General features: G+C 39.2%; 27 protein-coding genes. 6 read left to right on the top strand and 21 right to left on the bottom strand.

Going from position 1 to position 23,773, the window contains the following annotated elements; all coding sequences use genetic code 11:
- The first annotated feature begins 65 nt into the window (after positions 1 to 65).
- Positions 66 to 1,334 carry a transcription termination factor Rho gene (gene rho / locus I5515_RS09290; RefSeq protein WP_004794523.1) on the top strand — a complete coding sequence of 423 codons (1,269 nt, stop codon included), beginning with the start codon at positions 66 to 68 and terminating at the stop codon, positions 1,332 to 1,334.
- A 182-nt stretch (positions 1,335 to 1,516) separates the two neighbouring features.
- Here rho and I5515_RS09285 read toward each other — a convergent pair whose 3' ends face one another.
- Entirely contained in the window at positions 1,517 to 1,651 is a 135-nt protein-coding gene (locus tag I5515_RS09285) for a hypothetical protein (protein ID WP_199966043.1), read from the bottom strand.
- A 94-nt stretch (positions 1,652 to 1,745) separates the two neighbouring features.
- Here I5515_RS09285 and I5515_RS09280 point away from each other — a divergent pair, with 94 nt between their 5' ends.
- The gene (locus tag I5515_RS09280) at positions 1,746 to 2,009 is read left to right on the top strand and encodes a hypothetical protein (RefSeq protein ID WP_151749967.1); all 264 of its coding nucleotides are present in this window, start codon (positions 1,746 to 1,748) and stop codon (positions 2,007 to 2,009) included.
- Between the two features lie 169 nt (positions 2,010 to 2,178).
- On the opposite strand, the gene I5515_RS09275 is transcribed toward I5515_RS09280, so the two are convergent.
- From I5515_RS09275 to pheS, 3 genes are read right to left on the bottom strand one after another with little or no spacing between them, the layout of a single operon-like run.
- Positions 2,179 to 2,475, bottom strand: a complete 297-nt coding sequence (locus I5515_RS09275; protein ID WP_000126166.1) for an integration host factor subunit alpha — start codon at positions 2,473 to 2,475, stop codon at positions 2,179 to 2,181.
- Complete coding sequence (pheT, locus tag I5515_RS09270) at positions 2,472 to 4,853, bottom strand: phenylalanine--tRNA ligase subunit beta (protein WP_199966041.1); 2,382 nt, start codon at positions 4,851 to 4,853, stop codon at positions 2,472 to 2,474. The genes I5515_RS09275 and pheT overlap by 4 nt, the downstream gene beginning before the upstream one ends.
- Positions 4,854 to 4,885: 32 nt before the next feature.
- Positions 4,886 to 5,866, bottom strand: coding sequence for a phenylalanine--tRNA ligase subunit alpha (pheS, locus tag I5515_RS09265; RefSeq protein WP_004794529.1), 981 nt, complete (start codon positions 5,864 to 5,866; stop codon positions 4,886 to 4,888).
- A 158-nt stretch (positions 5,867 to 6,024) separates the two neighbouring features.
- Here pheS and I5515_RS09260 point away from each other — a divergent pair, with 158 nt between their 5' ends.
- Complete coding sequence (locus I5515_RS09260) at positions 6,025 to 7,017, top strand: hypothetical protein (protein WP_199966038.1); 993 nt, start codon at positions 6,025 to 6,027, stop codon at positions 7,015 to 7,017.
- Between the two features lie 6 nt (positions 7,018 to 7,023).
- Here the strand turns inward: I5515_RS09260 and I5515_RS09255 are convergent, their stop codons facing one another.
- The 4 genes from I5515_RS09255 to rpmI form a co-directional block, all read right to left on the bottom strand.
- A complete protein-coding gene (locus I5515_RS09255; RefSeq protein WP_199966037.1) occupies positions 7,024 to 7,527 on the bottom strand; it encodes a GNAT family N-acetyltransferase in 504 nt (167 codons plus the stop codon).
- A gap of 57 nt (positions 7,528 to 7,584) precedes the next feature.
- The gene (locus I5515_RS09250) at positions 7,585 to 8,142 is read right to left on the bottom strand and encodes an NADAR family protein (RefSeq protein ID WP_199966034.1); all 558 of its coding nucleotides are present in this window, start codon (positions 8,140 to 8,142) and stop codon (positions 7,585 to 7,587) included.
- Between the two features lie 90 nt (positions 8,143 to 8,232).
- Positions 8,233 to 8,592 carry a 50S ribosomal protein L20 gene (rplT, locus tag I5515_RS09245; RefSeq protein ID WP_000124858.1) on the bottom strand — a complete coding sequence of 120 codons (360 nt, stop codon included), beginning with the start codon at positions 8,590 to 8,592 and terminating at the stop codon, positions 8,233 to 8,235.
- Positions 8,593 to 8,603: 11 nt separating this feature from the next.
- On the bottom strand, positions 8,604 to 8,798 hold the full coding sequence (gene rpmI, locus I5515_RS09240; protein WP_003655048.1) for a 50S ribosomal protein L35: 195 nt from the start codon (positions 8,796 to 8,798) through the stop codon (positions 8,604 to 8,606).
- A 236-nt stretch (positions 8,799 to 9,034) separates the two neighbouring features.
- Here rpmI and nreB point away from each other — a divergent pair, with 236 nt between their 5' ends.
- Positions 9,035 to 10,288: a nickel resistance MFS transporter NreB gene (nreB, locus tag I5515_RS09235; protein ID WP_199966032.1), complete on the top strand. Its 1,254-nt coding sequence runs from the start codon at positions 9,035 to 9,037 to the stop codon at positions 10,286 to 10,288.
- A gap of 40 nt (positions 10,289 to 10,328) precedes the next feature.
- On the opposite strand, the gene I5515_RS09230 is transcribed toward nreB, so the two are convergent.
- The 4 genes from I5515_RS09230 to thrS form a co-directional block, all read right to left on the bottom strand.
- Entirely contained in the window at positions 10,329 to 10,757 is a 429-nt protein-coding gene (locus I5515_RS09230; protein WP_199966030.1) for a YqaA family protein, read from the bottom strand.
- 57 nt (positions 10,758 to 10,814) lie between these two features.
- Positions 10,815 to 11,435, bottom strand: coding sequence for a glutathione S-transferase N-terminal domain-containing protein (locus I5515_RS09225; protein ID WP_199966028.1), 621 nt, complete (start codon positions 11,433 to 11,435; stop codon positions 10,815 to 10,817).
- 228 nt (positions 11,436 to 11,663) lie between these two features.
- Positions 11,664 to 12,215, bottom strand: coding sequence for a translation initiation factor IF-3 (gene infC, locus I5515_RS09220; RefSeq protein ID WP_080592984.1), 552 nt, complete (start codon positions 12,213 to 12,215; stop codon positions 11,664 to 11,666).
- 5 nt (positions 12,216 to 12,220) lie between these two features.
- Positions 12,221 to 14,143, bottom strand: coding sequence for a threonine--tRNA ligase (thrS, locus tag I5515_RS09215; protein ID WP_003655037.1), 1,923 nt, complete (start codon positions 14,141 to 14,143; stop codon positions 12,221 to 12,223).
- A 394-nt stretch (positions 14,144 to 14,537) separates the two neighbouring features.
- Between thrS and I5515_RS09210 the strand changes: the two genes are divergently transcribed.
- On the top strand, positions 14,538 to 16,175 hold the full coding sequence (locus I5515_RS09210) for an acyl-CoA synthetase (protein WP_199966026.1): 1,638 nt from the start codon (positions 14,538 to 14,540) through the stop codon (positions 16,173 to 16,175).
- Between the two features lie 45 nt (positions 16,176 to 16,220).
- Here I5515_RS09210 and yjgA read toward each other — a convergent pair whose 3' ends face one another.
- The 9 genes from yjgA to mazG form a co-directional block, all read right to left on the bottom strand.
- On the bottom strand, positions 16,221 to 16,757 hold the full coding sequence (gene yjgA, locus I5515_RS09205) for a ribosome biogenesis factor YjgA (protein WP_199966024.1): 537 nt from the start codon (positions 16,755 to 16,757) through the stop codon (positions 16,221 to 16,223).
- Positions 16,758 to 16,759: 2 nt separating this feature from the next.
- The gene (locus tag I5515_RS09200; RefSeq protein WP_021510640.1) at positions 16,760 to 17,029 is read right to left on the bottom strand and encodes an HPr family phosphocarrier protein; all 270 of its coding nucleotides are present in this window, start codon (positions 17,027 to 17,029) and stop codon (positions 16,760 to 16,762) included.
- Complete coding sequence (gene rapZ, locus I5515_RS09195) at positions 17,026 to 17,877, bottom strand: RNase adapter RapZ (RefSeq protein WP_199966022.1); 852 nt, start codon at positions 17,875 to 17,877, stop codon at positions 17,026 to 17,028. Before rapZ ends, I5515_RS09200 begins: the two co-directional genes overlap by 4 nt.
- Positions 17,878 to 17,900: 23 nt before the next feature.
- Positions 17,901 to 18,749, bottom strand: a complete 849-nt coding sequence (gene panC / locus I5515_RS09190; protein WP_199966020.1) for a pantoate--beta-alanine ligase — start codon at positions 18,747 to 18,749, stop codon at positions 17,901 to 17,903.
- A 3-nt stretch (positions 18,750 to 18,752) separates the two neighbouring features.
- A complete protein-coding gene (panB, locus tag I5515_RS09185; protein ID WP_199966018.1) occupies positions 18,753 to 19,562 on the bottom strand; it encodes a 3-methyl-2-oxobutanoate hydroxymethyltransferase in 810 nt (269 codons plus the stop codon).
- A gap of 46 nt (positions 19,563 to 19,608) precedes the next feature.
- Entirely contained in the window at positions 19,609 to 20,091 is a 483-nt protein-coding gene (gene folK, locus I5515_RS09180; protein WP_199966015.1) for a 2-amino-4-hydroxy-6-hydroxymethyldihydropteridine diphosphokinase, read from the bottom strand.
- On the bottom strand, positions 20,088 to 21,551 hold the full coding sequence (pcnB, locus tag I5515_RS09175; RefSeq protein ID WP_199966013.1) for a polynucleotide adenylyltransferase PcnB: 1,464 nt from the start codon (positions 21,549 to 21,551) through the stop codon (positions 20,088 to 20,090). The genes folK and pcnB overlap by 4 nt, the downstream gene beginning before the upstream one ends.
- A 125-nt stretch (positions 21,552 to 21,676) precedes the next feature.
- Positions 21,677 to 22,090: a ComEA family DNA-binding protein gene (locus I5515_RS09170; protein ID WP_199966011.1), complete on the bottom strand. Its 414-nt coding sequence runs from the start codon at positions 22,088 to 22,090 to the stop codon at positions 21,677 to 21,679.
- Positions 22,059 to 22,865: a nucleoside triphosphate pyrophosphohydrolase gene (gene mazG, locus I5515_RS09165; protein ID WP_199966009.1), complete on the bottom strand. Its 807-nt coding sequence runs from the start codon at positions 22,863 to 22,865 to the stop codon at positions 22,059 to 22,061. The genes I5515_RS09170 and mazG overlap by 32 nt, the downstream gene beginning before the upstream one ends.
- 113 nt (positions 22,866 to 22,978) lie before the next feature.
- On the opposite strand from mazG, the gene I5515_RS09160 reads away from it, so the two are divergent.
- Positions 22,979 to 23,752, top strand: a complete 774-nt coding sequence (locus I5515_RS09160; RefSeq protein WP_199966007.1) for an SDR family oxidoreductase — start codon at positions 22,979 to 22,981, stop codon at positions 23,750 to 23,752.
- The last annotated feature ends 21 nt before the right edge of the window (positions 23,753 to 23,773 follow it).

The following is a 23,773-nucleotide window of genomic DNA, read 5'->3' as shown; positions in this document are numbered from 1 at the left end:
TTTTTGTATGCGAGCGATTTTTCTTCTTTTAAACCACACTCTACTCTTTCCTAATTCTGACCCTTATGAATTTAACTGAACTCAAGAAAAAACCAATTGGTGAATTAATTAAAATTGCTGAATTTATGGGCCTGGAAGGTATGGCTCGTAACCGAAAGCAAGATATTATCTTTGCCATCTTGAAACGCCATGCGATGAATGGCGAAGAAATTTTTGGTGATGGCGTTCTTGAAATTCTCTCTGATGGTTTTGGTTTTTTGCGATCTGCCGCAGGTTCGTATTTAGCAGGTCCGGATGATATTTATGTGAGTCCCTCACAAATCCGACGCTTTAACTTGCGTACAGGTGATACCATCACAGGTACTATTCGCCCTCCAAAAGAAGGTGAGCGTTATTTTGCATTGCTCAAAGTTAACCAAATTAACTATGACACGCCAGAAAATTCTCGTAATAAAATTCTATTTGAAAACCTAACTCCGCTTTTCCCAACCGAACAATTGGTTATGGAACTAGGTAATGGTACGACAGAAGACTTAACTGCTCGTGTTGTTGATTTAGTTGCACCAATTGGTAAAGGGCAACGTTCTATTATTGTTGCACCGCCAAAAGCGGGTAAAACAATGTTACTTCAAAATATTGCTCAATCTATTGTTAGAAACAATCCTGAAGTATTCCTGATTGTTCTATTAATTGATGAGCGTCCAGAAGAAGTAACTGAAATGGAACGTACAGTTCGCGGTGAAGTCATTGCTTCAACATTCGATGAAGCTCCTGCTCGCCACGTACAAGTTGCAGAAATGGTTATTGAAAAAGCAAAACGTCTTGTTGAACATAAAAAAGACGTTGTGATTTTGCTTGACTCTATTACTCGTTTAGCGCGTGCATATAACACTGTCATCCCTTCATCAGGTAAAGTATTAACTGGTGGTGTAGATGCTCATGCATTAGAACGCCCTAAACGCTTCTTCGGTGCTGCACGTAATATTGAAGAAGGTGGATCTCTTACGATCATCTCAACTGCTTTGATTGAAACAGGCAGTAAAATGGATGACGTAATTTATGAGGAATTCAAAGGTACAGGTAACCAAGAGATTACTCTTGATCGTCGTATCGCTGAAAAACGCGTCTTCCCTGCTATGAATATTAAGAAATCTGGCACTCGTCGTGAAGAGCGTTTAATGGATGATGATAACTTACGCAAAGTATGGATCCTTCGTAAGCTTCTTCACCCTATGGATGAATTGGCGGCAATGGAATTCTTACTTGACCGTATGAAAGAAACTAAAACAAATGATGATTTCTTCGATCAAATGAAACGTAAAGCTTCAACTTAATCGATTAATCTTCAATAAAAAGCCACTCTTTTGAGTGGCTTTTTATTTGGTTGACAAGCTTTACACAAAAATAAATTTTGCGGTTTTTTATGTAAAATTATTTATAAGCTTTTGATAATAAATATTTTTGAATTAAAAAAATTAAGTTTTTGAGGAGCTTACCTCCACCTTTTCCAATACATTCAGGCTGATTGATTGTTTTTTTCTGTTAAAAAACAGACTGTTTTTCTCTTTTTCACACGTTTTTTTGACAGGCGACAGTAGTATTTCAGCATTTGCAGTGATAGCATAGCGGCAGACCAGTTAGACTGCTCCATGCGTTGTTACCTAGCTACGTTTTAGGAATAATAAAAGCAAAACAGTCCAACTTAGGTTTTTTTAATCTCAAATCTTTTTTGTGAGAGTGATGCCATGTTATTCAAAAAATTTGCTGTTGCTGCTGCTGTAGCTGCTACTTTAGCTTTCGTTGGTTGTTCTAAGAAAGAAGAAGCTCCTGCTGCCGCTGCTGCTTCTGAAGCTGTAGCTGCTGCTTCTGAAGCTACTGCTGCTGCTTCTGAAGCTGCTGTTGCTGTTGACGCTGCTGCTTCTGAAACTGCTGCTGCTTCTGACGCTGCTGCTGCTGCTTCTGACGCTGCTGCTGCTGCTACTGACGCTGCTGCTTCTGCTGCACACTAATCTATAATCTAGATTAGATAAAAAGAGGACATTTTGTCCTCTTTTTTTACGTCTAAATTTTCATTTTCAATTACCAAGTCAATTCAATTTAGCCATAAGAAATGATACAGCGTGGCTATTAAAATAGAATTATATAAAAACCATTTTAATATAGATAAAAAAAAGCAGATCAATCGATCTGCTCATTTCCAACGCGCTGTCTAAACTTTTGACCTGCTCTAAAGGTCACTACCCTACGTGCTGAAATTGGAATTTCTTCACCTGTTTTAGGGTTACGTCCTGGACGTTCGCGTTTATCTCTTAACTCGAAATTACCAAAACCAGAAAGCTTAACCTGCTCTCCTGCAATAAGTGCTTGACTAATTTCGTCGAAGAACAACTCGACCATTTGTTTTGCTTCACGGCGATTTAAGCTGGTTAACTCACTTAAATGATCAGCCATGTCTGCTTTAGTTAATGCTGTCATGAGGCCCTCAATGTCGCTTGATAAGTGTTTTCTAACACTTTGATAATATTGTCCATACCAGATTTAATTTCAGCATCTTCAAGCGTACGTGAAGGATGTTGCCATAATAATGCAAACGCTAATGAGCGCTTACCTTCTTCGACACCCTGCCCCGTATACACATCGAATAACCATGTAGAGTCTAAAAGCTCCCCACCAGTTTGTTCGATTAACTGCTGAATATCTCTAACATTTATATTATCAGAGATTAAAAGCGCAATATCACGTCTAACCGAAGGAAAACGTGATAATTCTGTAAAATTAGATACATAAGATTGCAAAACAGCTGTTTGATCAAGTTCAGCAACCCATGTAGTACTTAAATCAAGCTCATTTTCTAGAGATGGATGCAAACGGCCTAAATAGCCAATTGATTTACCCTCTACTAAAATTTCAGCCGATTGTCCTGGATGTAACCACGGACGTTCTGAACGAACATATTCAACTTTTACACGTCCAGCGGCTAAGATCTCTTCAATCTCACCTTTGAAATCAAAGAAATCCATTGGTTGTGGCTTAGTATGCCAAGATTCTGGTTCTTGCGAACCTACTGCAACTAGAGCCAATGTAGGAGTCTGTTGTAAGTCTTCAATGTTCTTAGCATTTTGATAATCAAAACGAAGCCCGAATTCAAAGAAGCGAACACGACTTTGCTGACGGTTAAGATTATATTGTACGCAAGGAATTAAGCTAGAAAGTAAAGTACTACGCATTGCAGCCAAATCACTTGAAATTGGATTTGCTAACATCAAAGGCTTAACTTCGGGATTTAATTGCTTTTCAAGTTTCGCATCAGCAAAGCTAAAGCTAATTGCTTCTTGGTAACCTAAAGCCACGATCGTTTGACGCAGCTCAGTGAGTTCAAAGCGATCTTGGTATTTAGCAAATTTAACATCCATGCTTGGTAAGCTAATCTGAATATTGTCATAGCCATCAATACGTGCTACTTCTTCAATTAAATCTTGATAAATAGCCATATCGTAACGATGTGATGGTGGCACTACACTCCATTCACCTTCAGCATTAACTGTTACCTTACACCCTAGTCGAGTTAAAGCTTCTGCAATGAACTCACCCGCGACTTGATATCCCAACAACTGGTCTACCTGAACTTGTTTAAGTTCAATTGCTTCACGTTTTGGCAAAATTTCTGCTTTTTCAGCTACAGTAATTGGCCCAAACTCGCCACCTGCTAACTCTTGAATAAGTTGAGAAGCACGATTCATCGCAATTAAAGGTAATTCGAAATCTACACCACGTTCATAACGCTGTGAAGAATCGGTATGCAAACCAAAACGACGAGCACGACCAGCAATTGCAAGTGGAGCAAAGAAAGCACTTTCTAGGAAAATATCAGTCGTATCATCGGTTACACTTGATGCTAAACCACCCATAATTCCAGCAATTGCTAAAGCTTTTTGGTCATCAGCAATCACCATTATATCTTCTTGCAACTCAACTTCTTGATCATTCAAAAGTTGTAGCTTTTCTTGCTGTGTTGCTTGACGAACATGTACAGTCCCTTCGATTTTAGATAAATCGAATGCATGCATTGGTTGACCCAATTCCATTAAGACATAGTTGGTCACATCAACCAAAATACTATGGGTACGAATTCCTGAACGTGATAAAGCCTGTTCCATCCACTCAGGAGTAACAGCTTTTACATTAACGTTTTTAACCACACGTCCTAAATAACGCGGAGCACCTTCAGTACTGATAACTACTTTTCTCTCATCAGCAATAGTGGCATCAACCGTGTTAATTACAGGTTCATTCATTTGTAGCTTATTAATAACTGCAATTTCACGCGCAATACCACGAATACTAAAACAGTCACCACGGTTTGGCGTGATACTGATATCAATGACATGATCATCAAGTTTGAGGTATTCACGGATATTTACTCCTACTGGAGCATCAGCTGGCAGTTCGAGTAAACCATCGATTTTATCTTCAAGATCAATCTCAGAAGCACCACAAAGCATTCCTTGTGACTCAACTCCACGAAGTTTACCTTTTTTGATTTTAAAATCGCCAGGCAATACAGCCCCAATGGTTGCAACTGGAGCTTTCATTCCAGCGCGAACGTTCGGTGCGCCACATACAATTTGCAAAGGTTCACCTGAACCAATATTAATTGTTGTTACACGCAGACGGTCTGCATCAGGGTGTTGCTCAACAGTGAGCACCTCACCAATTACAACACCTGTAAATGGTTTAGCCACAGGTGCCAACTCATCAACTTCAAGACCAAGCATCGTCAACTGATCAGATAAGGTAGCACTATCAATTGTTGGGTTAACCCATGTGCGTAGCCAATTTTCGCTAATCTTCATCTTTATAAACCTTTTTTAATCCTGAAAAACTGTTAGGCAAATTGGCGTAAGAAACGCACATCATTTTGATAGAACATGCGCAAGTCATTAATGCCATAACGCAACATCGCAAAGCGCTCTACCCCTAAACCAAAAGCAAAGCCTTTGTATTTATCAGGATCAATACCCGCAGCACTTAATACATTTGGATGTACCATGCCACAGCCTAAAACCTCTAACCAACGGCCGCGTTCATCCATAATATCTACTTCTGCGCTTGGCTCAGTAAACGGGAAATATGATGGACGGAAACGTACCTTTAAATCTTTTTCAAAAAATTCATTAAGCAGATTAATCAACAAACCTTTTAACTCAGCAAAGCTGGTGTTTTCGGCAACGTATAGACCTTCGATCTGATGGAACATTGGCGAATGCGTCTGATCTGAGTCGCAACGATAAACACGCCCTGGACATACGATACGAATTGGTGGCTCACTTGTTTCCATTGTACGAATCTGCACACCAGACGTATGCGTACGCAATAAATGAGTGGCATCAAAATAGAAAGTATCGTGCATGGCACGCGCTGGATGGTGACCAGGAATATTTAATGCTTCAAAATTGTGATAGTCATCTTCAACTTCTGGACCAGTCGCAACTGTAAAACCAGCTTTAGTGAAGAACTGACAAATTCTTTCTTGTACTTGAGTAACAGGATGTACTGTACCGACACGTTGACCGCGGCCCGGCAAAGTAATATCAATCGTTTCACTTGCTAGCTTTTGCTCAAGTGCTGCCTGTTGTAATGCCGCTTGACGTTCTGTTAAAGCAGTATTAATTGTTTCTCGAACAGCATGAATCGCAGCACCTTGTACTTTGCGTTCTTCAGGGTCCATTTTCCCTAATGCTTTCGATTGTTCTGCAAGCTGGCTTTTTTTCCCTGTAAATTGCACACGTACCTGATCAAGTGCAACAAGGTCTTGAGCTGCTGCAATGGCAGCAAGCGCTTCTGTGGTCAGGGCTTCCAGTGACATATTAACTCTCAAAGCAACAAATTAAAAAAATATAATAAAACACTGCATTCTAACAGTTTTTCATCAGATTGATGAAGTTTATCCATCATGAAAAATGTATTAGGCAACAAAAAGATAAAACGTATAAAATAATACCATCGTCAATGAGATCAACTATTATGGCGCTCAATCAAATTTGGAAACAACAACTTACGCTTGTGGCGTATGGTAATGAATACCTCCGCCAAAATTTAAGCTTTACCCAATGGCGACAACATCACATTTTTGACCACCATAGTTTTCAGTTTCGTGACTTAGCTTCTCAGCATTTACTCGCCCAACATTTTCAAGTTTGGCTAGAAGCACTAAAAAAACAAGGTACCACTCAGCTCAGTTTACATTTATCAAGCCTTCTCAATGAAGAGCAAAACCCAAACAATAATGTTGAGCTTTTACCTTACACCCACTTTATCGTTAGCCATCAAAATGATAAGAAATTTGCATGGATTTTTGGCCATGAACTTGCTGAATGGTATAACAATGACAATGAGTTTGAAGCCCCTCCCTTACAAACCTGTGAGCTTCGTTTAGAAACGTTCTGGCGTTTTGAACTAAATGAAAAATTATCGAAAAAAATTGAAGCTGATTTGAAAAATCCACCCTGGCAAGAAATAGCTGACTTTATGGATAGTGAATTATTTCGTAGCAAATATGCAACAGGGTTTGAAGAACCAGAATTTCAAAAAGCTCATTTTGATGGTACAAGCATTACGAGCCAAGAATCAAGACTTGCTTTAATTCCAGAGAATTATCCTGCCGATTATGCTCATCAGCTTTTATCTCGTACTCAAGCATTAGCCAATTATTTAGAACAAAAGAAACGTCTTGCAAATGATCCGTTAGGAGAAGAGCTAGACCAAGAACAACTCATCAATTTAAGAAATTTTACGCAAAAAACTGATGATTTGTTTGCCAAACTTATTGTGAAAGTTGCTAACCATTATCAGACAGCCCAGGTCGTACCTGTAATTAAAGCCTCCCCATTCGAGCAATCAAATGAAAATCCACAACATTTGAAATCTCACCACCATAAAGGCACTGGTTCAGGCGTTATTAAGCTGATTATTTTGACCATTATTATTTGTGCTTTGGCTTATTATTTCGGGCTTTAATCAAGATTACAGTTCCCATTGATAAAGTAACTCTGTTATTTCGAAGCCGAGCTCAGGAAGTTCGGCTTCCCCTATTAATTTGGCTCCCATTTTTTCATAGAAAAAACGACTTGGATTTTTATTAAAAACTTTAAAACGAATAAAAGAGTATCCTTTGTTTAAAGCACATTGATAGAATTTTTGAAACAGATCACGACCTACACCCTGCCTTTGAATTTCTTTCAATAGATAAAAAGCAAAAATTTCAGCAATATTATTATCCGGGTTTAAGTATCCATCGAGAAAGCCTTTCACTATGCCATTTTCAGTATAAACAAATAACTTATGATCGGGACTCGTGACTACTTCTTTCCATAACATTTCTTTATCTAATACATTAAGCCCATCTAATATTTCTTGCTTAAGCATACCTGTATAGGTTTCTTTCCAACACTGGACATGCACTTCTGCAATAGATAATGCATCCTTAAAAGTAGCTATACGAATTTCTCTTTCATTTAGTGATTCCAATTCGTTCCCCTCATGTCACTACTTTTAAAGTGAAGCACCAATTTTTTTCATACAAACTTATTGAGCTAAAAGCTGCTCTCGAACATGCATTAAAGCAAAACCTAACAAATTTAAGCCTTGCCATTGAGATGGATCTTGAATGTGTACATGGTCTTGCGCCAGGCCAATTCCCCAAATTTTATCGACTGGAGATGCTTCAACCAAAATACGGTCTTTCGTTGCTAATAAGAAATTTTTCAATTCAGGATGTTGGGAGAATTTAGCAAAGTTCGCCTGTACTACAATATCAAAACGTTTTTCTTGCCATAACTTTTCATCATAATTACGCACTTTGCGGCCTAGCTGTTTCGCTTCATTCGGATGTTTAACTTGCAAAATCCGTGCAAAAATTTCTTCATCATTAAATAATTTTGCTTTTTGCGCCATCATATAGTGCTCGGCAGTAAAGTATTCATCACCCTCAACTTCAAATTGCGCAGGAAACCACTGGCTAAAACAGCTTTTATCAACAAGATTTGTCTGCTTAGGAGTATGCCCCCAGAAATATAAATATTTAAACTGGTGACCTTGCTGCACTTTTTGAATTAAATCATTTAAAAAATTTTCGTCTTCCATAATTTATCTCTGATTATTATCTCTTTTTAAAATAGAACCATAAAATAAAAAAAGACCGCTAAAAAGCGGTCTTTTTTTGAATCTCTAAGCTTATGCAGCTAATGCGCCTTTAGCTTTTTCAGCTAAAGCAGCAAATGCTACTGCATCATGCATAGCGATGTCAGCTAATACGCGACGGTCGATGATCACTTGAGCTTTTTTCAAGCCATCGATCATACGGCTGTAAGACAAACCGTTTTGACGAGCACCAGCATTGATACGCGCAATCCATAAAGCACGGAATTGACGTTTCTTTTGACGGCGGTCACGATAAGCATATTGACCAGCTTTGATTACCGCTTGGAACGCTACGCGGTAAACGCGTGAACGAGCACCATAGTAACCTTTAGCGCGAGCAAGAATTTTTTTGTGACGACGATGAGCCACTACACCACGTTTTACACGAGCCATTTATAATCTCCTTAGATGTATGGGCACATACGACGAACTGAGTTCACGTCAGAAACATGAACCATTACACAGCCGCGTAATTGACGGATACGTTTAGCAGATTTTTTGGTCAAAATGTGGCGCTTAAATGCTTGTTTGCGCTTGAAACCGTGTGCAGTCGCTTTGAAGCGTTTAGCAGCACCGCGGCGAGTTTTCATCTTAGGCATAACAACCTCTTTTGAACACCTGTTCGGAACGTTTGCACCATTGCAAAAACGACCTGCAGGTAAGGGAGCCGATATTCTAAAGCATCCCAACTTAAAACAAAAGTAAAATGCTCATTTTTTGATAGTAAATTGTCTATTTTATATAAACGTTATTTTCTATAATCAATTATCAAATTACGAGAAAATCCACAAAATCATCGCCTATAATAAGTACAATCTCTTAAATTCAAAAGAATATGAATATACAAAATGATGCTTTCGCTGCATTAAGGTATCGAGACTTCTCTATCGTTACGATCAATCAATTTTGCTTAACGCTCGCAATTTTGATTCAAGAAATTATTGTTGCCTATTCATTATATCAAATCACCAAAGACCCACTGACTTTAGGTTTAATCGGACTTGCAGAAGCCATTCCTTTTATTGCCCTTTCTCTTTGGGGAGGCTATTTTGCAGATAGGTTTAATAAACAGATTATTATGAAAATCTGTTTATTTTTCTCGGTTCCCCTGCCCTTGATTTTATGGTTACTTTTCCACTTACATGGTTTAGGGCATATCAGTGTTAGCTTCCTTTCTTGGGGCATTTATGCTGTTATTTTTGGTTTAGGAACAATTCGCGGTTTCTACAATCCTTCTGCAACATCTTTAAAACCATTTTTAATTCCACGCGAACTTTATGCAAATGGTGCGACATGGACAACCATCGGCTGGCAAAGTGGTGTAATTATTGGACCAATGCTGGGTGGTTTTATGCTTGCTTATTTAGGCAGAGAGACCAGCTTATTTAGCGTTGCTGTTTTGCTTGGTATTTGCTTTATTTTAATTAACTTATTGCATAAACGTGATTTCCCCAAAATTGAAACGGACAATATTTTAGAAAGCCTAGGAGACGGTTTCCGTTTTATCTGGAAAACCAAAATTGTTCTTTGGGCGATTTCTCTTGATTTAGCTTCTGTTTTATTTGGTGGCGTTATCGCGTTATTACCAATTTTCGCAGAAGATATATTAAAAGTCGGTCCGGAAGGGCTTGGATATTTGCGAGCTGCTCCATCTATTGGCGCACTTATTACCATGATTGCTTTGACTCGCTTTCCACCAACTCAGCATGCATGGCGTAACATGTTACTTGCTGTAGCAGGTTTTGGAATATTCACGATTCTATTCGCCTTTTCGAACAATATGTGGTTATCACTCTTTGCTCTTGCTATGACCGGTGCTTGTGACAGTATTTCTGTTGTTGTAAGACAAACAATTTTGCAAATTTTCCCACCAGAAAATATGCGAGGTCGAGTTGCAGCTGTAAATGGAATGTTTGTGTCTTCGAGCAATGAATTAGGAGCTTTTGAGTCTGGTTTAGCGGCTAAATATTTAGGCACAATTACCGCTACAATTTTTGGAGGCTGCATGACTCTAGTTGTTGTGAGTTTCTGTTGGCTTAAAACTAACGATCTATTTAAGGTAGATATTACCAAAAGCTCGGAAGATTAATTATTGATAAATCAAAGCATCTTCGGATGCTTTTTTTATTTTAAATAAAACCCATTACTACCCAGTAAATAAACAAATAGCGCCCTGCTTTGGCAATAATAACTATGCCAAGGAAGCGCCAAAAATTTTCTTTGAATAGGCCTGCAACCAAAGTAATGGGATCGCCAATGATCGGTGCCCAACTCAAAAGTAAGGAGTAAAATCCATATTTATGATAAAAGCTTTGCGCTTGTTGTAAACGCTTTTTAGAAACGGGAAACCACTTGCGATGTTTAAATTGTTCTATCTTTAAACCTAGCCACCAATTGACACAGGAACCCAATACATTACCCAAAGTCGCTATGCTAATTAAAAGCAAAGCTGAATATTGTCCCTTTAACAATAAGGTTACCAATACCGCTTCAGACTGTAGAGGCAATAATGTCGCAGCGCCAAAAGCACTAATAAAAAGCAAAAAGTAACTCAGCATAATCAATTATACCAAACGACTTTTTGCTTTAAGTATTTACTAGATCCAAGCAAGAAATTAAACCACTTTAATTGATAGTGCTTTCTGAACTGCAGGGCGTGCTGTTAAGCGCACAATATATTCTTGTACGTATGGATAGTCTTCAATCTGAATACCTTGCCATTCATAACGTAAAATCCACGGTAAAATCGCCATGTCAGCAATAGAGTATTCACCAGCAACAAACTTCTGACCAATTAACTGTTTGTTAAGTACACCATACAAACGTTTAGTCTCATTTACATAGCGCTCTATCGCATAGGGAATTTTTTCTGGGGCGAAACGATTGAAATGATGATTTTGCCCTAGCATAGGTCCTAACCCCCCCATTTGCCACATAAGCCATTGCTCAACTTCAACTCGCTCTTGCTCATCAGCTGGGTAAAATAATCCAGTTTTTCTACCTAAATATTGCAAGATAGCGCCCGATTCAAATATAGAAATTGGCTCACCACGAGGTCCATTTTGATCAACAATTGCAGGAATTTTATTATTTGGAGAAATTTTCAGGAAATCTGGTTGAAATTGATCATTTTCTAAAATATTAATTGGGTAAAGGGTGTAATCCAATCCCATTTCTTCTAAGGCAATTGTGATTTTATGTCCATTGGGAGTTCCCCAATAATATAGATCAATCATTCTATTTTCCTATTCATCGTTATCATGACTGCGTCTTGCGTTATATCATGTTTTCAGAGAGACGATGAGATTTCCAACACTAAAAAACACATAAAATTCGTGAATTGAATTTTTTAAAAAATATACTAATTGTCTTAAATAAAACTAAACAAAGAAAAGTTAAATGATCTTTTTTTATTGATATGGGGATAAAAAAAAGCACTGCTTTTGCAGTGCTTTTTTTGAGTATTACTTTTTCTTTTTCGGTCCAAGTAACATACCCATTTGACGGCCTTCCATTTTTGGTGCTTGTTCCACAACCCCAAACTCAGCCACATCTGCTTCAATTTTTTGTAATTGAGCTAAGCCAAGTTGTTGGTGAGCCATTTCACGACCACGGAAACGTAAAGTAATCTTCACTTTGTTTCCTTCTTCAAGGAATTTCAAAATAGCACGAAGCTTAACTTGATAATCACCAACATCAGTTGCAGGACGCAGTTTGATTTCCTTCACTTGCACTTGATGCTGTTTTTTCTTCGCATCTTTTTGCTTCTGCTTCAGGTCAAACAAGTGCTTGTTGTAATCCATAATTTTACAAACAGGCGGCTCGGCGTTTGCAACGATCTCAACAAGATCAAGTTCTACCTCTTCAGCAGCACGCAGTGCTTCACTTAATGAAACAATTCCTTTTTGCTCACCTTCAGCACCGACGAGGCGTACTTCTTTTGCACGGATCTCATCGTTAATTGCTGGACGGTTGCTTTTTGCACCTTGTTGTTGGTTACGGTCAGGCTGTTTAATCTTTCTTACTCCACAATATACCGGCCACGTTCGGCGACGGCAGACTTCACTAAGTCAATGAATGCATCTACTGACATAGTACCTAAATTTTTTCCTGAGCGTGTACGTACATTTACTGTACCTTCTTCAACTTCCCGATCACCAAGAACTAACAGGTAAGGAATACGCTCTAGAGTACGCTCACGAATCTTAAATCCGATTTTTTCATTTCTCAAGTCAGAAATAGCACGAAGACCATTTTCTTTGAGTTTTGCTACGACTTTCTCACAAGCTTCAGCTTGAGAGTCAGTGATATTCATGACACATGCTTGTAACGGCGACAACCAAGGTGGCATGAACCCAGCGTAGTGTTCAATTAGTATACCAATAAAACGCTCAAAACTGCCAAGAATTGCACGATGCAACATAACAGGCTGATCACGATCATTGTCTTCAGTCACGTAAGACGCATCTAAACGTTCTGGTAAATTGAAGTCACACTGAATAGTACCACATTGCCACACACGTCCGAGACAGTCTTTCAATGAGAATTCAATTTTCGGACCGTAGAACGCACCTTCACCTGGCTGTAATTCCCACTCCAGACCCGCTGCATCTAAAGCATCTGCTAAAGATTTCTCAGCCATATCCCAAAGTGCATCATCACCCACACGTTTTTCTGGACGTGTAGAAAGTTTCATTTGCACTTCTTCAAAGCCAAAATCTTTATAAACATCTAAAGTGAGCTTAATAAAGTCTGCAACTTCTTGACCGATCTGTTCTTTAGTACAGAAGATATGAGCATCATCTTGTGTAAAGCCACGTACACGCATAATGCCGTGTAAAGAACCAGATGGTTCATTACGATGACAAGAACCGAATTCTGCTAAACGAATTGGCAAATCACGGTATGACTTCAAGCCTTGGTTAAACACTTGCACGTGACATGGGCAGTTCATTGGTTTAACAGCATAATTACGACTTTCTGAATGAGTCGTAAACATGTTGTCTGCGTAGTTCGCCGCATGACCTGATTTTTCCCAAAGCGTAAAGTCTACGATTTGTGGAGTTTTAATCTCGAGGTAACCATTGTCTTGCTGAACTTTACGCATGTATTGTTCAAGAACTTGGTAAATCGTCCAACCATTTGGATGCCAGAACACCATACCCGGTGCTTCTTCTTGCATATGGAACAAGTCTAAGGCTTTACCAATTTTACGGTGGTCGCGTTTTTCAGCTTCTTCGATACGCTTAATGTATGCAGCAAGCTGTTTCTTATCAGCCCATGCTGTACCATAAATACGTTGAAGCTGTTCATTCTTCGCATCGCCACGCCAGTAAGCGCCAGAGATTTTTGTTAATTTAAACGATTTTAAGAATTTGGTGTTTGGTACGTGAGGACCACGACACATATCCAAATAGTCTTGATGGTAGTACAAGCCCATTTGAGTTTCTTCAGGCATGTCTGCAATCAAGCGTAATTTGTATTCTTCGCCACGTGCAGTAAATTCAGCAATTACTTCATCACGCGGTGTCATTTTTTTAACGACATCATAATCTTGATCGATGAGCTTTTTCATGCGCTCTTCGACAGCTGCCATATCGTCTAATGTAAAAGGACGAGGCATCCAGATGTCGTAGTAAAAACCTTCTTCAATGACTGGACCAATCACCATCTTAGCTTCAGGGAAAAGCTGTTTAACAGCATGCCCTACAAGGTGTGCACAAGAATGGCGAATGATTTCAAGACCTTCTTCATCTTTTGGAGTGATAATTTGTAAGGTCGAATCTTCAGTAATTAAGTCACATGCATCAACTAAGCGATCATTAACTCGTCCGGCAACAGTATTTTTTGCTAAACCGGGCCCAATACTCTGGGCAACTTCCATAACAGATACGGCGTGATCAAAATTCTTTTGATCGCCATTTGGCAATGTGATAATTGGCATAAAAAAATCCTTAAGGAGTGATGCCCTATACGAAGGAGCATTTCACCGCGAGATTATGATCGAGGCGAACCTCAAAATATAAAAACGGTGTAAAACAAAATTAAAAAACCTGAAAGATTTTACACTTGTTCAAGCAAAGTGAAAACCTTTGATCCCATAAAATCATAAATACATTTTGCTTATCAGGTAAACAGCAATAAATGACTTAAAAAATATATTGGGAAGATTTTTTAAACACGTTCAACGCAAGTGGTTTAAGATGAAGAAAATAGCATTTCTGCTCATTTCCTGACTGAAGGGTCTTTCTCTTTAAGACTAAAGCATAGATGCGTTGATTAGTATTAAATCATATTTTCAAAGAATGAATTAAAAATAGAACACGGAGTTGTTTCCCATGGTTAGTGCTTATGATGAATTACCACGCACACCCGCAAACTTTGTTGCATTATCACCTCTACGCTACTTAGAACGTGCAGCTTATATTTATCCAAATCATGCTTCGATTATTCATGGTAAGCGCCAAATTTCATGGAGAGAAACTTACCAACGTTGCTGCCAGTTTGCATCTCAACTTAAACAACTGGGAATTGAAAAAAATGATACGGTATCGGTCTTGTTGCCAAATATTCCAGCCATGATTGAAGCACATTTTGCAGTTCCAATGGCGGGAGCTGTACTCAATACGCTCAATACACGTTTAGATGCAAAAACAATAGCTTTCATGCTAGAACATGCTGAAACTAAAGTGCTTTTGGTCGATCCAGAATTTGTTAATTTAGCAAGAGAAGCTCTCTCTCTTATTCCTGACCAACATATTATTGTGATTGATGTAGCTGATGATGAATATGACGGTGAAAACCAGTTTATCGGCTCTTTTGAATATGAAGAATGGATAGCCCAAGGCGACATTGATTTCGTATGGAATTTGCCCGAAGATGAATGGGATGCGATTAGCTTAAGCTATACATCAGGCACAACGGGTAATCCTAAAGGGGTGGTCTACCATCATCGTGGGGCATATCTCAATGCTGCAAGTAATATATTGGCCTGCGGAATGAAACCTCGCGCTGTATATTTATGGACTTTACCGCTTTTCCATTGTAATGGCTGGTGTTTTGCATGGAGTATCGCAGCCAGCGGTGGAACCAATATTTGTCTACGCAAGGTCGATCCAGAGTTAGTCATGCAACTCATTGCAGAACATAAAGTTGATTATTTCTGTGGTGCGCCTATTGTTCTTTCAATGATTATTAACTTACCTAAAGAAAAACAAACTAACTTTGATCACCATGTTGAAGTAATGGTTGCCGGGGCAGCTCCTCCCGTTACTATCATTGAAGGTATGCGAAATATGGGAATTAACGTAAATCATGTTTATGGTTTAACAGAAACGTATGGTCCTTCAGCTTTATGTGCTTCGCAATCTGGATGGAATGAGCTTTCAATTGCAGAACAAGCTCAGCTTCATTCTCGTCAAGGCGTACCCTATCCATTGCAAGACAGTATGCGTGTGTTAGACCCCGAAACAATGCAACCTGTACCGAATGATGGACAGACCATGGGAGAAATTATGTTCCGTGGAAATATTGTCATGAAAGGATATTTAAAGAACCCCCAAGCAACTCAAGAAGCTTTTGCTGGTGGATGGTTCCATACAGGCGACTTAGCCGTTTGCCACCCAGATGGTTATGCAAAAATTACTGATCGCTCGAAAGACATTATTATTTCGGGTGGAGAAAATATCTCATCTCTAGAAGTAGAAGATGTGTTGTATAAGCACCCAGCTGTTTTAACTGCTGCGGTAGTTGCTAAACCCGATGCTCGTTGGCAAGAAGTACCATGTGCATTTATTGAATTAAAGATGGGTGCGACAGCAACGCCTGAAGAAATTATTGCACATTGTGAAAAAGAGTTAGCGCGCTTTAAAGTTCCTAAAGATGTGGTTATTACAGAAATTCCTAAAACATCGACCGGTAAATTACAGAAGTTTATTTTGCGTGAATGGGCAAAAGAACGTGCTGAGAATATATAAATAAAAAAGCGACGCCTTGAGCGTCGCTTTTTTATTTAAGCGCATTTAGCCTTGATCGGACAATAAGGCAATTTGCTGCACATAGTTAACAAATTTAACTTTTGATGCTTCAATATCTGCTTCACTCGCCTGTTGAGTTTTATCACGGTTGATTCTCAACACATGCTGACGCAAGGTGTGACGTTCCGATGCATTATAAATTTTACTAAATTCAGTAATTGCAGGATCACCCTGTTCAATCATGCGGTCAACCCAACGCATTAATTGAGCCTGTTTTTTTGCGCCTTGCTGCGGAGTTAAATAAGACAAAATAATGGTCTCATCTTCATTGCGCAATAACTTACCAATACGTTGAAATTGGCGACGACGTGCCTCAAAAGAACTAATGTTCTGCACTTCCATTAAAGCATCAATTAAACGCTCATCAACTGGAAGTTTCTGAATTTGCTTAATAGAAAGTTGTGCTAATTGCTCACCTAAAGCAGCCATGCGTTGCACTGCTTTTTTCTGTTCGGTTTTACTTGCACGTCCTTCTAAAGAACCAAAATCTTCTTCAGTATAACGTTGGGAACCACGTGCCACGATTAATCTGCCTCATAAAATTTTGCTGCGAATAACGCCTGTACTTCACTTAATGCCTGTTCTTCGTCGGTACCATCAATGACCAATCGCAAAGTGGTCCCTTTACCGGCACCTAACATCAGCAAAGACATAATATTTTTTGCATCTACCAAATGATCGCCTTTTCCAATCTGGATCGACGAACGAAACTTTGTAGTGACCTCTATCAGTTTTCCTGATGCACGAGCATGTAAACCGAGTTTATTAATTACATCAACAGTTGTGTCTATCATGACCAGTGCTTCATTTCTCTGTGTAAGACCTGAACAGACCATTCTGCCTCAAGTGCTTGTTTTAGTCTATCTACGATATAAACCGAACGATGTTGACCTCCAGTGCAACCAATAGAAATCGTCATATAGTGACGATGTCCTTCAGCAAATGCTGGGAGCCATTTTTTTAAGAAGTGAAGAATATCATCAAACATTTCGTTTGCTTGCGGACTTGCTTCTAAAAATTGTTTTACTGGCTCATCCAAACCAGAAAAACGTCTTAATTCTAAATCCCAATGCGGATTTGGTAAATGCCGTACATCAAAAACATAATCTGCATCTAAAGGAATGCCATGTTTATATCCAAAGGATTGCAATATGACAATAAGCTTATCTGACTGCCCTAATTTAGACAGTAGAATATGCTTTAAATCATGAACGCTTTTATCTGTTGTATCTATATGAACCGTAGCACGGAACTGAATTGGAAGCAGTAACTGCTTTTCTTCATGAATACATTGCAACAGACTTTTAAAACGATTGGCTAATGGATGTGGACGACGAGATGCACTAAAACGCGCAATCAAATCTTGATCTTGCGTAGTCAGGTAAATAACATCAACAGTCCCATGTCTTTGTAATTGCTCAAAAACATGATCGAACTCTTGCATATCGGCCCGAGTACTTCTCACATCTACACCTAAAGCCAATTGCTCCAGATTATTTTCATGATCTAGCTTTGCCACAATTTCAGGCAGCAATGCCAAAGGCAAATTATCAATACAGTAATAGCCCAAATCTTCTAATACTTGGAGGGCTGAAGATTTTCCTGAACCAGACTGTCCTGTCACGATAAGTATACGCTTCATGGCATGGCTGTCCTTTGATCTCTTTATTGGGGTGTAAAGGCAACTTCTAAATTATCAATCAAACGGGTTGCCCCCAGTTTTGCCGCGACAAATAATACAATGTCACGATCAAATTGAGTAGCAGGCAACAGATTTGTCTGACGAGCTTCAACATAATCAACAACAAGACCATTGTCTGTCAACTGAGTTTTGATATCTTCTACAACTTGTTGCAAATCTTTGCCTTGATGCAACTGTTGTTCAGCCTGTTTCAAACTTTGATAAATAACCGGAGCGACCTGACGATGCTCAGGGCTTAAATAACCATTTCTCGAGCTAAGTGCTAAGCCATCTGGTGCACGAACAATTGGCACACCAATCACTTCTAACGGAATATTTAGATCTTGTACAAACTGGCGGATAACTGCTAGCTGTTGATAATCTTTTTGTCCAAAGAAAGCATAATTAGGTTGCACAATATTAAAGAGCTTAGTTACAACCAAAGCCACACCATCAAAGTGTCCCGGACGTGAACTACCGCATAAAGCGTCTGTAATCTGGCTTACACTGATGTTCGTTAAACGCGGTTGTGTACCGTACATTTGTTCAACTGATGGTGCAAAAATAATGTCGCAGCCTACATCAGCAAGTAGACGACTATCTTGCTCTAAAGTACGAGGATAGTTATCAAAATCTTCGCCCGGTCCAAATTGGGTCGGATTTACGAAGATGCTCACAACCACAACATCACATAGCTTTTTCGCTTCACGAACAAGTGTGAGATGTCCTTCATGTAGATTTCCCATTGTTGGGACAAAACCAATAATTTTACGTGCAGCTCTAGCCGGATTTAAAGAAGCTGCAAGACCTTGTATGGTGGTTTCTGTTTTCATGAATTACAGCTCAACGTGAAAAGTATGTTCTTTGGCAGGGAATGACTTATCCTGCACAGCAGCATGAAAAGCTTTAAAAGCATCTAAAATGGCAGTTTCACCAGATTGTTCTTTCATAAAGTTGCGTACAAAACGCGCAACTCGACCAAAAGTTAAACCTAACATGTCCTGCACTACAAGCACCTGACCATCAGTCGCATTACCCGCACCAATACCAATTACAGGTGTATTTGGGAATAATTCAGCAATTTCTTGTCCTAACTGAGCAGGAACACATTCAAGCAAGAGAACTGCTGCACCCGCTTCAACCACTGCTGTACAGTCGGCAATAAGCTGATCTGCAGCTTCACGCGTTCTAGCTTGTAATTTATAGCCACCAAATACGTGTACCGATTGCGGTGTTAAACCTAAATGTACACAAACAGGCACGCCATTACGGGTTAAAACCTGTACGGTTTCACTTAACCATGCGCCGCCTTCAATTTTTACCATTTGAGCGCCAGCCTGCATGACTGTTCGTGCATTTTGCAAAGCATCATTTAAGGTTGCATAACTCATAAATGGCAAGTCAGTCATAATTAAGGCATGTTGGTTACCACGACGAACTGCTGCCGTATGATAAGCCATGTCTTCAACAGTTACTGGTAAAGTTGAGTCACGACCTTGAATTGCCATTCCAAGAGAATCACCAATTAAGATAGTATCAATTTCAGCAAGTTCCATTGCTTTTGCCATGCTTGCATCGTAACAAGTTAGACAAGAGAACTTACGTCCTTCGGCTTTAAATTTTCTTAAGTCACTTAGACTAATCATGATGGTATCCTCTACAGGAGTTCGCAGAACATAATGAATCGAGAGCTTAAGCCCAAGACTCATCCGCAAGTACAGTCAGCATCGGCTGCTGTATCAGTTCTAAATTTTTAAGTGGCTGATCATTAATATGTAAATCAGCATCTAAATCTAATAAAGGAATTACAACGAAATCTCGCTCTAGAATTCCAATGTGAGGCACTGTTAAGCGCTCATTTTGAATTTTTTCATTGCCATATATGAGCAGATCCAGATCTAAAGTACGCTCGCCCCAACGACGAAGACGCACGCGACCCGCTTCTTGCTCAAAACGTTGTAAATGATCCAGCAAATCTAAAGGCATGAGATCCGTATTTAATTCTGCAACTGCATTTAAATAATTTGGCTGGTCTTGAGGCCCCATAGGTGGGCTTTGATAAAGTCTAGAGACTTTCACCGCACCTAAAGTTTTAAGCTTAGCAATAGCTTCAGATAAGATTTGACGTGAATCGCCCAAATTACTACCTAAGCCAATATACGTCTTCGTTGTCATTGCGTTGGCCCAAAAACAACTTGGCTTAAATCGCGTTGTACCCGCTTACGTTTTAAAATTGGATGATCGCCTGTCACACCTGCTTCAGAAGTAGTCGCTTTTTCAACAAATCGGCCTACTGCCTGATCTTGTCTAGTACGTTCTTTTTTCCCACGGCGAGTACGTGGTTCCGGAATATCAACCAAAGGTTCAATTTCCGTCTCAACTTTATTATTTTCAATAGGTTCAGCAGCTACCTTACGGCGACTTCTAGCTTTCTGACGATTATATTGGCTAATAACAGCTTCTTTTTCGTCATTTGACATTTCTTGGTAGGCTTCCCACCAGCTTCCCATTCCTTGTGTTGCGTCATCACCTGACTTTTCACGAAGTAATAAGAAGTCAAAACCAGCACGGAAGCGAGCATGTCCTGCCAATGCTTCTATTTGTTGTGGTTTTGGATTGAGCAAACGAGTCTGCATCTCCCAAACTTCACGAATAAAAGTTTCTGCAAAGCGAGGAATCACGGTACGTGTTGCTTGGCGTTTTAAGACATCTAAACCAGCCTGCGCACGTGCTTCAGCCGGCACAATACCTTTAGATAAATAGAATTCACAACGCTCTAAAAATGGTTGCCATAATAAAACTGCATAGAAAAATGCAGGATTAATAGTTTTACCCACTTGTATGCGTTGATCTGTATTCTTTGCTGCTCTTAGAATAAATGGGGTGAGATTAGGCTGAATATCGGCAAAAAGTTGCTTCCAGACTCCAAACTCAATCAACATTGGCAAAACACGCGCCAAATGTCCCATTGTGAATAGCTTTTGAGATTCATCATATAAACGATGCGGAGAGACATCACGCAATAATTGCGTCATTTCAGCATCAAATATATCGAGAATATTTGAATCAATTTTGAAATTTAACTTGGCTGCAAAGCGTAGAGTTCGCAGCATACGTACTGGATCTTCTTCAAAACGCTGTGCTGGATCACCCAATAAGCGCAAAGTTTTGTTTTTAACATCGTCAATCGCTTTGCAGAAATCGAGCACAATACTCTTACGCGGTTGGTAATATAGCGTATTGATAGAAAAGTCACGTCGAGCAAAGTCTTGTTCGATTGTACCCCAGTTATTGTCACGTAAAATCATGCCTGAGGCACTCGTAACTGCTTTTTTAGGAGGTGCACGGAATGTTGCAACTTCAATTAGCTCACGCCCTGAATAGACATGTGCCAATTCAAATCGCCGACCAATAATTCGGCAACGTCGGCCAAAAACTTCTTTAATTTGAGAAGGTGTCGCATTGGTGACTGCATCGAAATCTTTAGGATTAAACCCTAGCATTAAATCACGGACACCACCCCCAACAATATAAGCTTCATAGCCAGCTTTAGTCAGGCTATCGATCACATCTAAAATCGAAGAAGGAAGTTGGGCTGTGGACAAACCACATTTTGACGCTCGCAAGGTTTGCAAAAGACGCTGTCTCCTACGTCAGGACGTAAATAACAAGTTGTCGCTAATCATAGCTCTAACGCACACAAAGGGCAATTTGATTCTCTGTAGTTTGCGCATGAAATGACAATTGACAAACAGAGGATTTATAAAGCCAAACGTGTTTTATTCTTTTCAAAAATGGCTGGACCAATGCCTTTTACGTTTTTAAACTCATCAATATTTTTAAAACCACCGTTCTTTTGGCGGTATTCTACAATCGCCTGAGCCTTTTTCTCACCCACTCCTTTTAATTGCTTAAACTCATTTACGGTGGCCTTATTCAAATCAACTTGCTCTGTAGAGTTATTAAATTTCTTAGTCTGAGAAATTTTAGAACCATGAGAATGAGAAGACTTAGAGACGTTTAACTTTTTATCGTATATCTGCTGTTTAGCCTTCCACTCCTTAAAATTTTGATCAAAAGATTGAGCCTGAACAAAGGTTGAAGAAATCAGGCTCCAAAATAAAACAATAAAAATATAAGACTTATTTTTCCAAAGATTCCTGCTGAGTTGCATGCGTTTTTTCCCCTAACTTGAACTGCCGCTTTGCTTGATTCCACAATTCATCCATTTCAGACAAGGTCATGTCCTCTAATGTTCTTTGCTGTTTTTTCGCTTGGTCTTCAATAAAAGCAAAACGGCTTCTAAATTTATGTATTGTTGATAAAAGTGAAATTTCACTTGAAAGTGCAAGTTTACGTCCTACATTCACCAATGAAAACAGACAATCCCCAAATTCTTCTTGTATTTCATCCTCATTTTGATTTTTTAGCGCCTGCTTGAACTCATCCAATTCTTCTTCTAGTTTTGTATAAGCATCTTGTACCGTTTCAAAATCGAAGCCGACTTTTGCTGCATTTTTTTGAATCTCTTCAGCTTGAGACAATGCTGGTCCATGTTTAATTTCATCTAATCGTGACTGTACTTTTCCTTGTTTTTCTTGTTGCTTAATCTGTTTCCAAAGTTCTCCCACTTGTTCTGGGCTTAGATTATTAAACTGATCTGGCTGAAAAACATGAGGATGACGACGGATTAGCTTTTCACAGATTGCCTCAACAACATCATTAAAATTAAAAGCACCTTGCTCACTAAACATTTGTGACTGAAACACCACTTGTAGTAAAAGGTCGCCAAGCTCGTCTCGAATTTCCTTAAGGTCACCTTGACGAATGGCCGCCTCGACTTCATATGCCTCTTCAATCGCATATTTAGTCAGTGACATTGGGGTTTGCGCCTGATCCCACGGACATTTTTCTCGTAACTCTTGCATGATTTTAAGCAGCTTATCCATGGTAACCCTCAAATTTAAAAATTCGGTCAGTAAAACTAAGTTTTTAATTTGCTATGATCAAAATCAAAGCGAGTAAAACAGTCGCTCTATTGTACTAATAAAGAGAAAAAAAGATGAAATACAGTATTCTGATTAGTGGTGCTGCTCAAGGTATTGGGGCAGAAATTGCACGTGTATTTTACCAACAAGGATACAAAGTAGGCATTTATGATATTAATAAGTCTCTTGCCCAAGAATTAGCAAAGGACTTAGGACCCAATGCATGTGCTGGCTATCTAGATGTAAGCGATTACAGCCAGTGGCAACACACATTAAAAGAATTTACAGACTGGGCAGGCGAGCTCAATATTTTGGTAAATAATGCTGGTATTTTATATTCTGGTGCATTTGAAATGACTGATATTCAAGCTCATCAAAGAACTATAAATATTAATGTAAATGGCGTTATAAATGGTTGCCATGCTGCTCTACCCTACTTAAAACAAGCCTCTTTTGCACGCGTTATTAATCTTTCTTCCGCTTCTGCAATTTATGGACAGGCTGACCTAGTTTCTTACTCAGCCAGTAAGTTTGCAGTTAGAGGAATTACTGAAGGCCTAGATGTAGAATGGAAAAAATATGGGATCCGCGTTTTAGACGTAATGCCGCTATTTGTACAGACTGCAATGGTTAACAATATGAATGCCGGCAGTATTCAAAACATGGGCATTGATTTAACGCCTAATGATATTGCTCAACAGGTACTTACGTTGGTAGAGAAAAAGGCCCATTTCTGGACGCCTACTCATACTCCAGTTGGTATAAAAACCAAATTGCTTTATCAACTCTCAACAATAAGCCCACAGTTTTTAAATCGTTTAACCAATATTTACTTATCGAGAAAATAGCTTATAAAAAAGGCCGTCAAT

This window comes from Acinetobacter calcoaceticus, from assembly GCF_016508255.1.
GTDB lineage: Bacteria > Pseudomonadota > Gammaproteobacteria > Pseudomonadales > Moraxellaceae > Acinetobacter > Acinetobacter calcoaceticus_E.
Note: the sequence above shows the minus strand (reverse complement) of the source record. Positions and strands in the feature narration are given on the sequence as shown.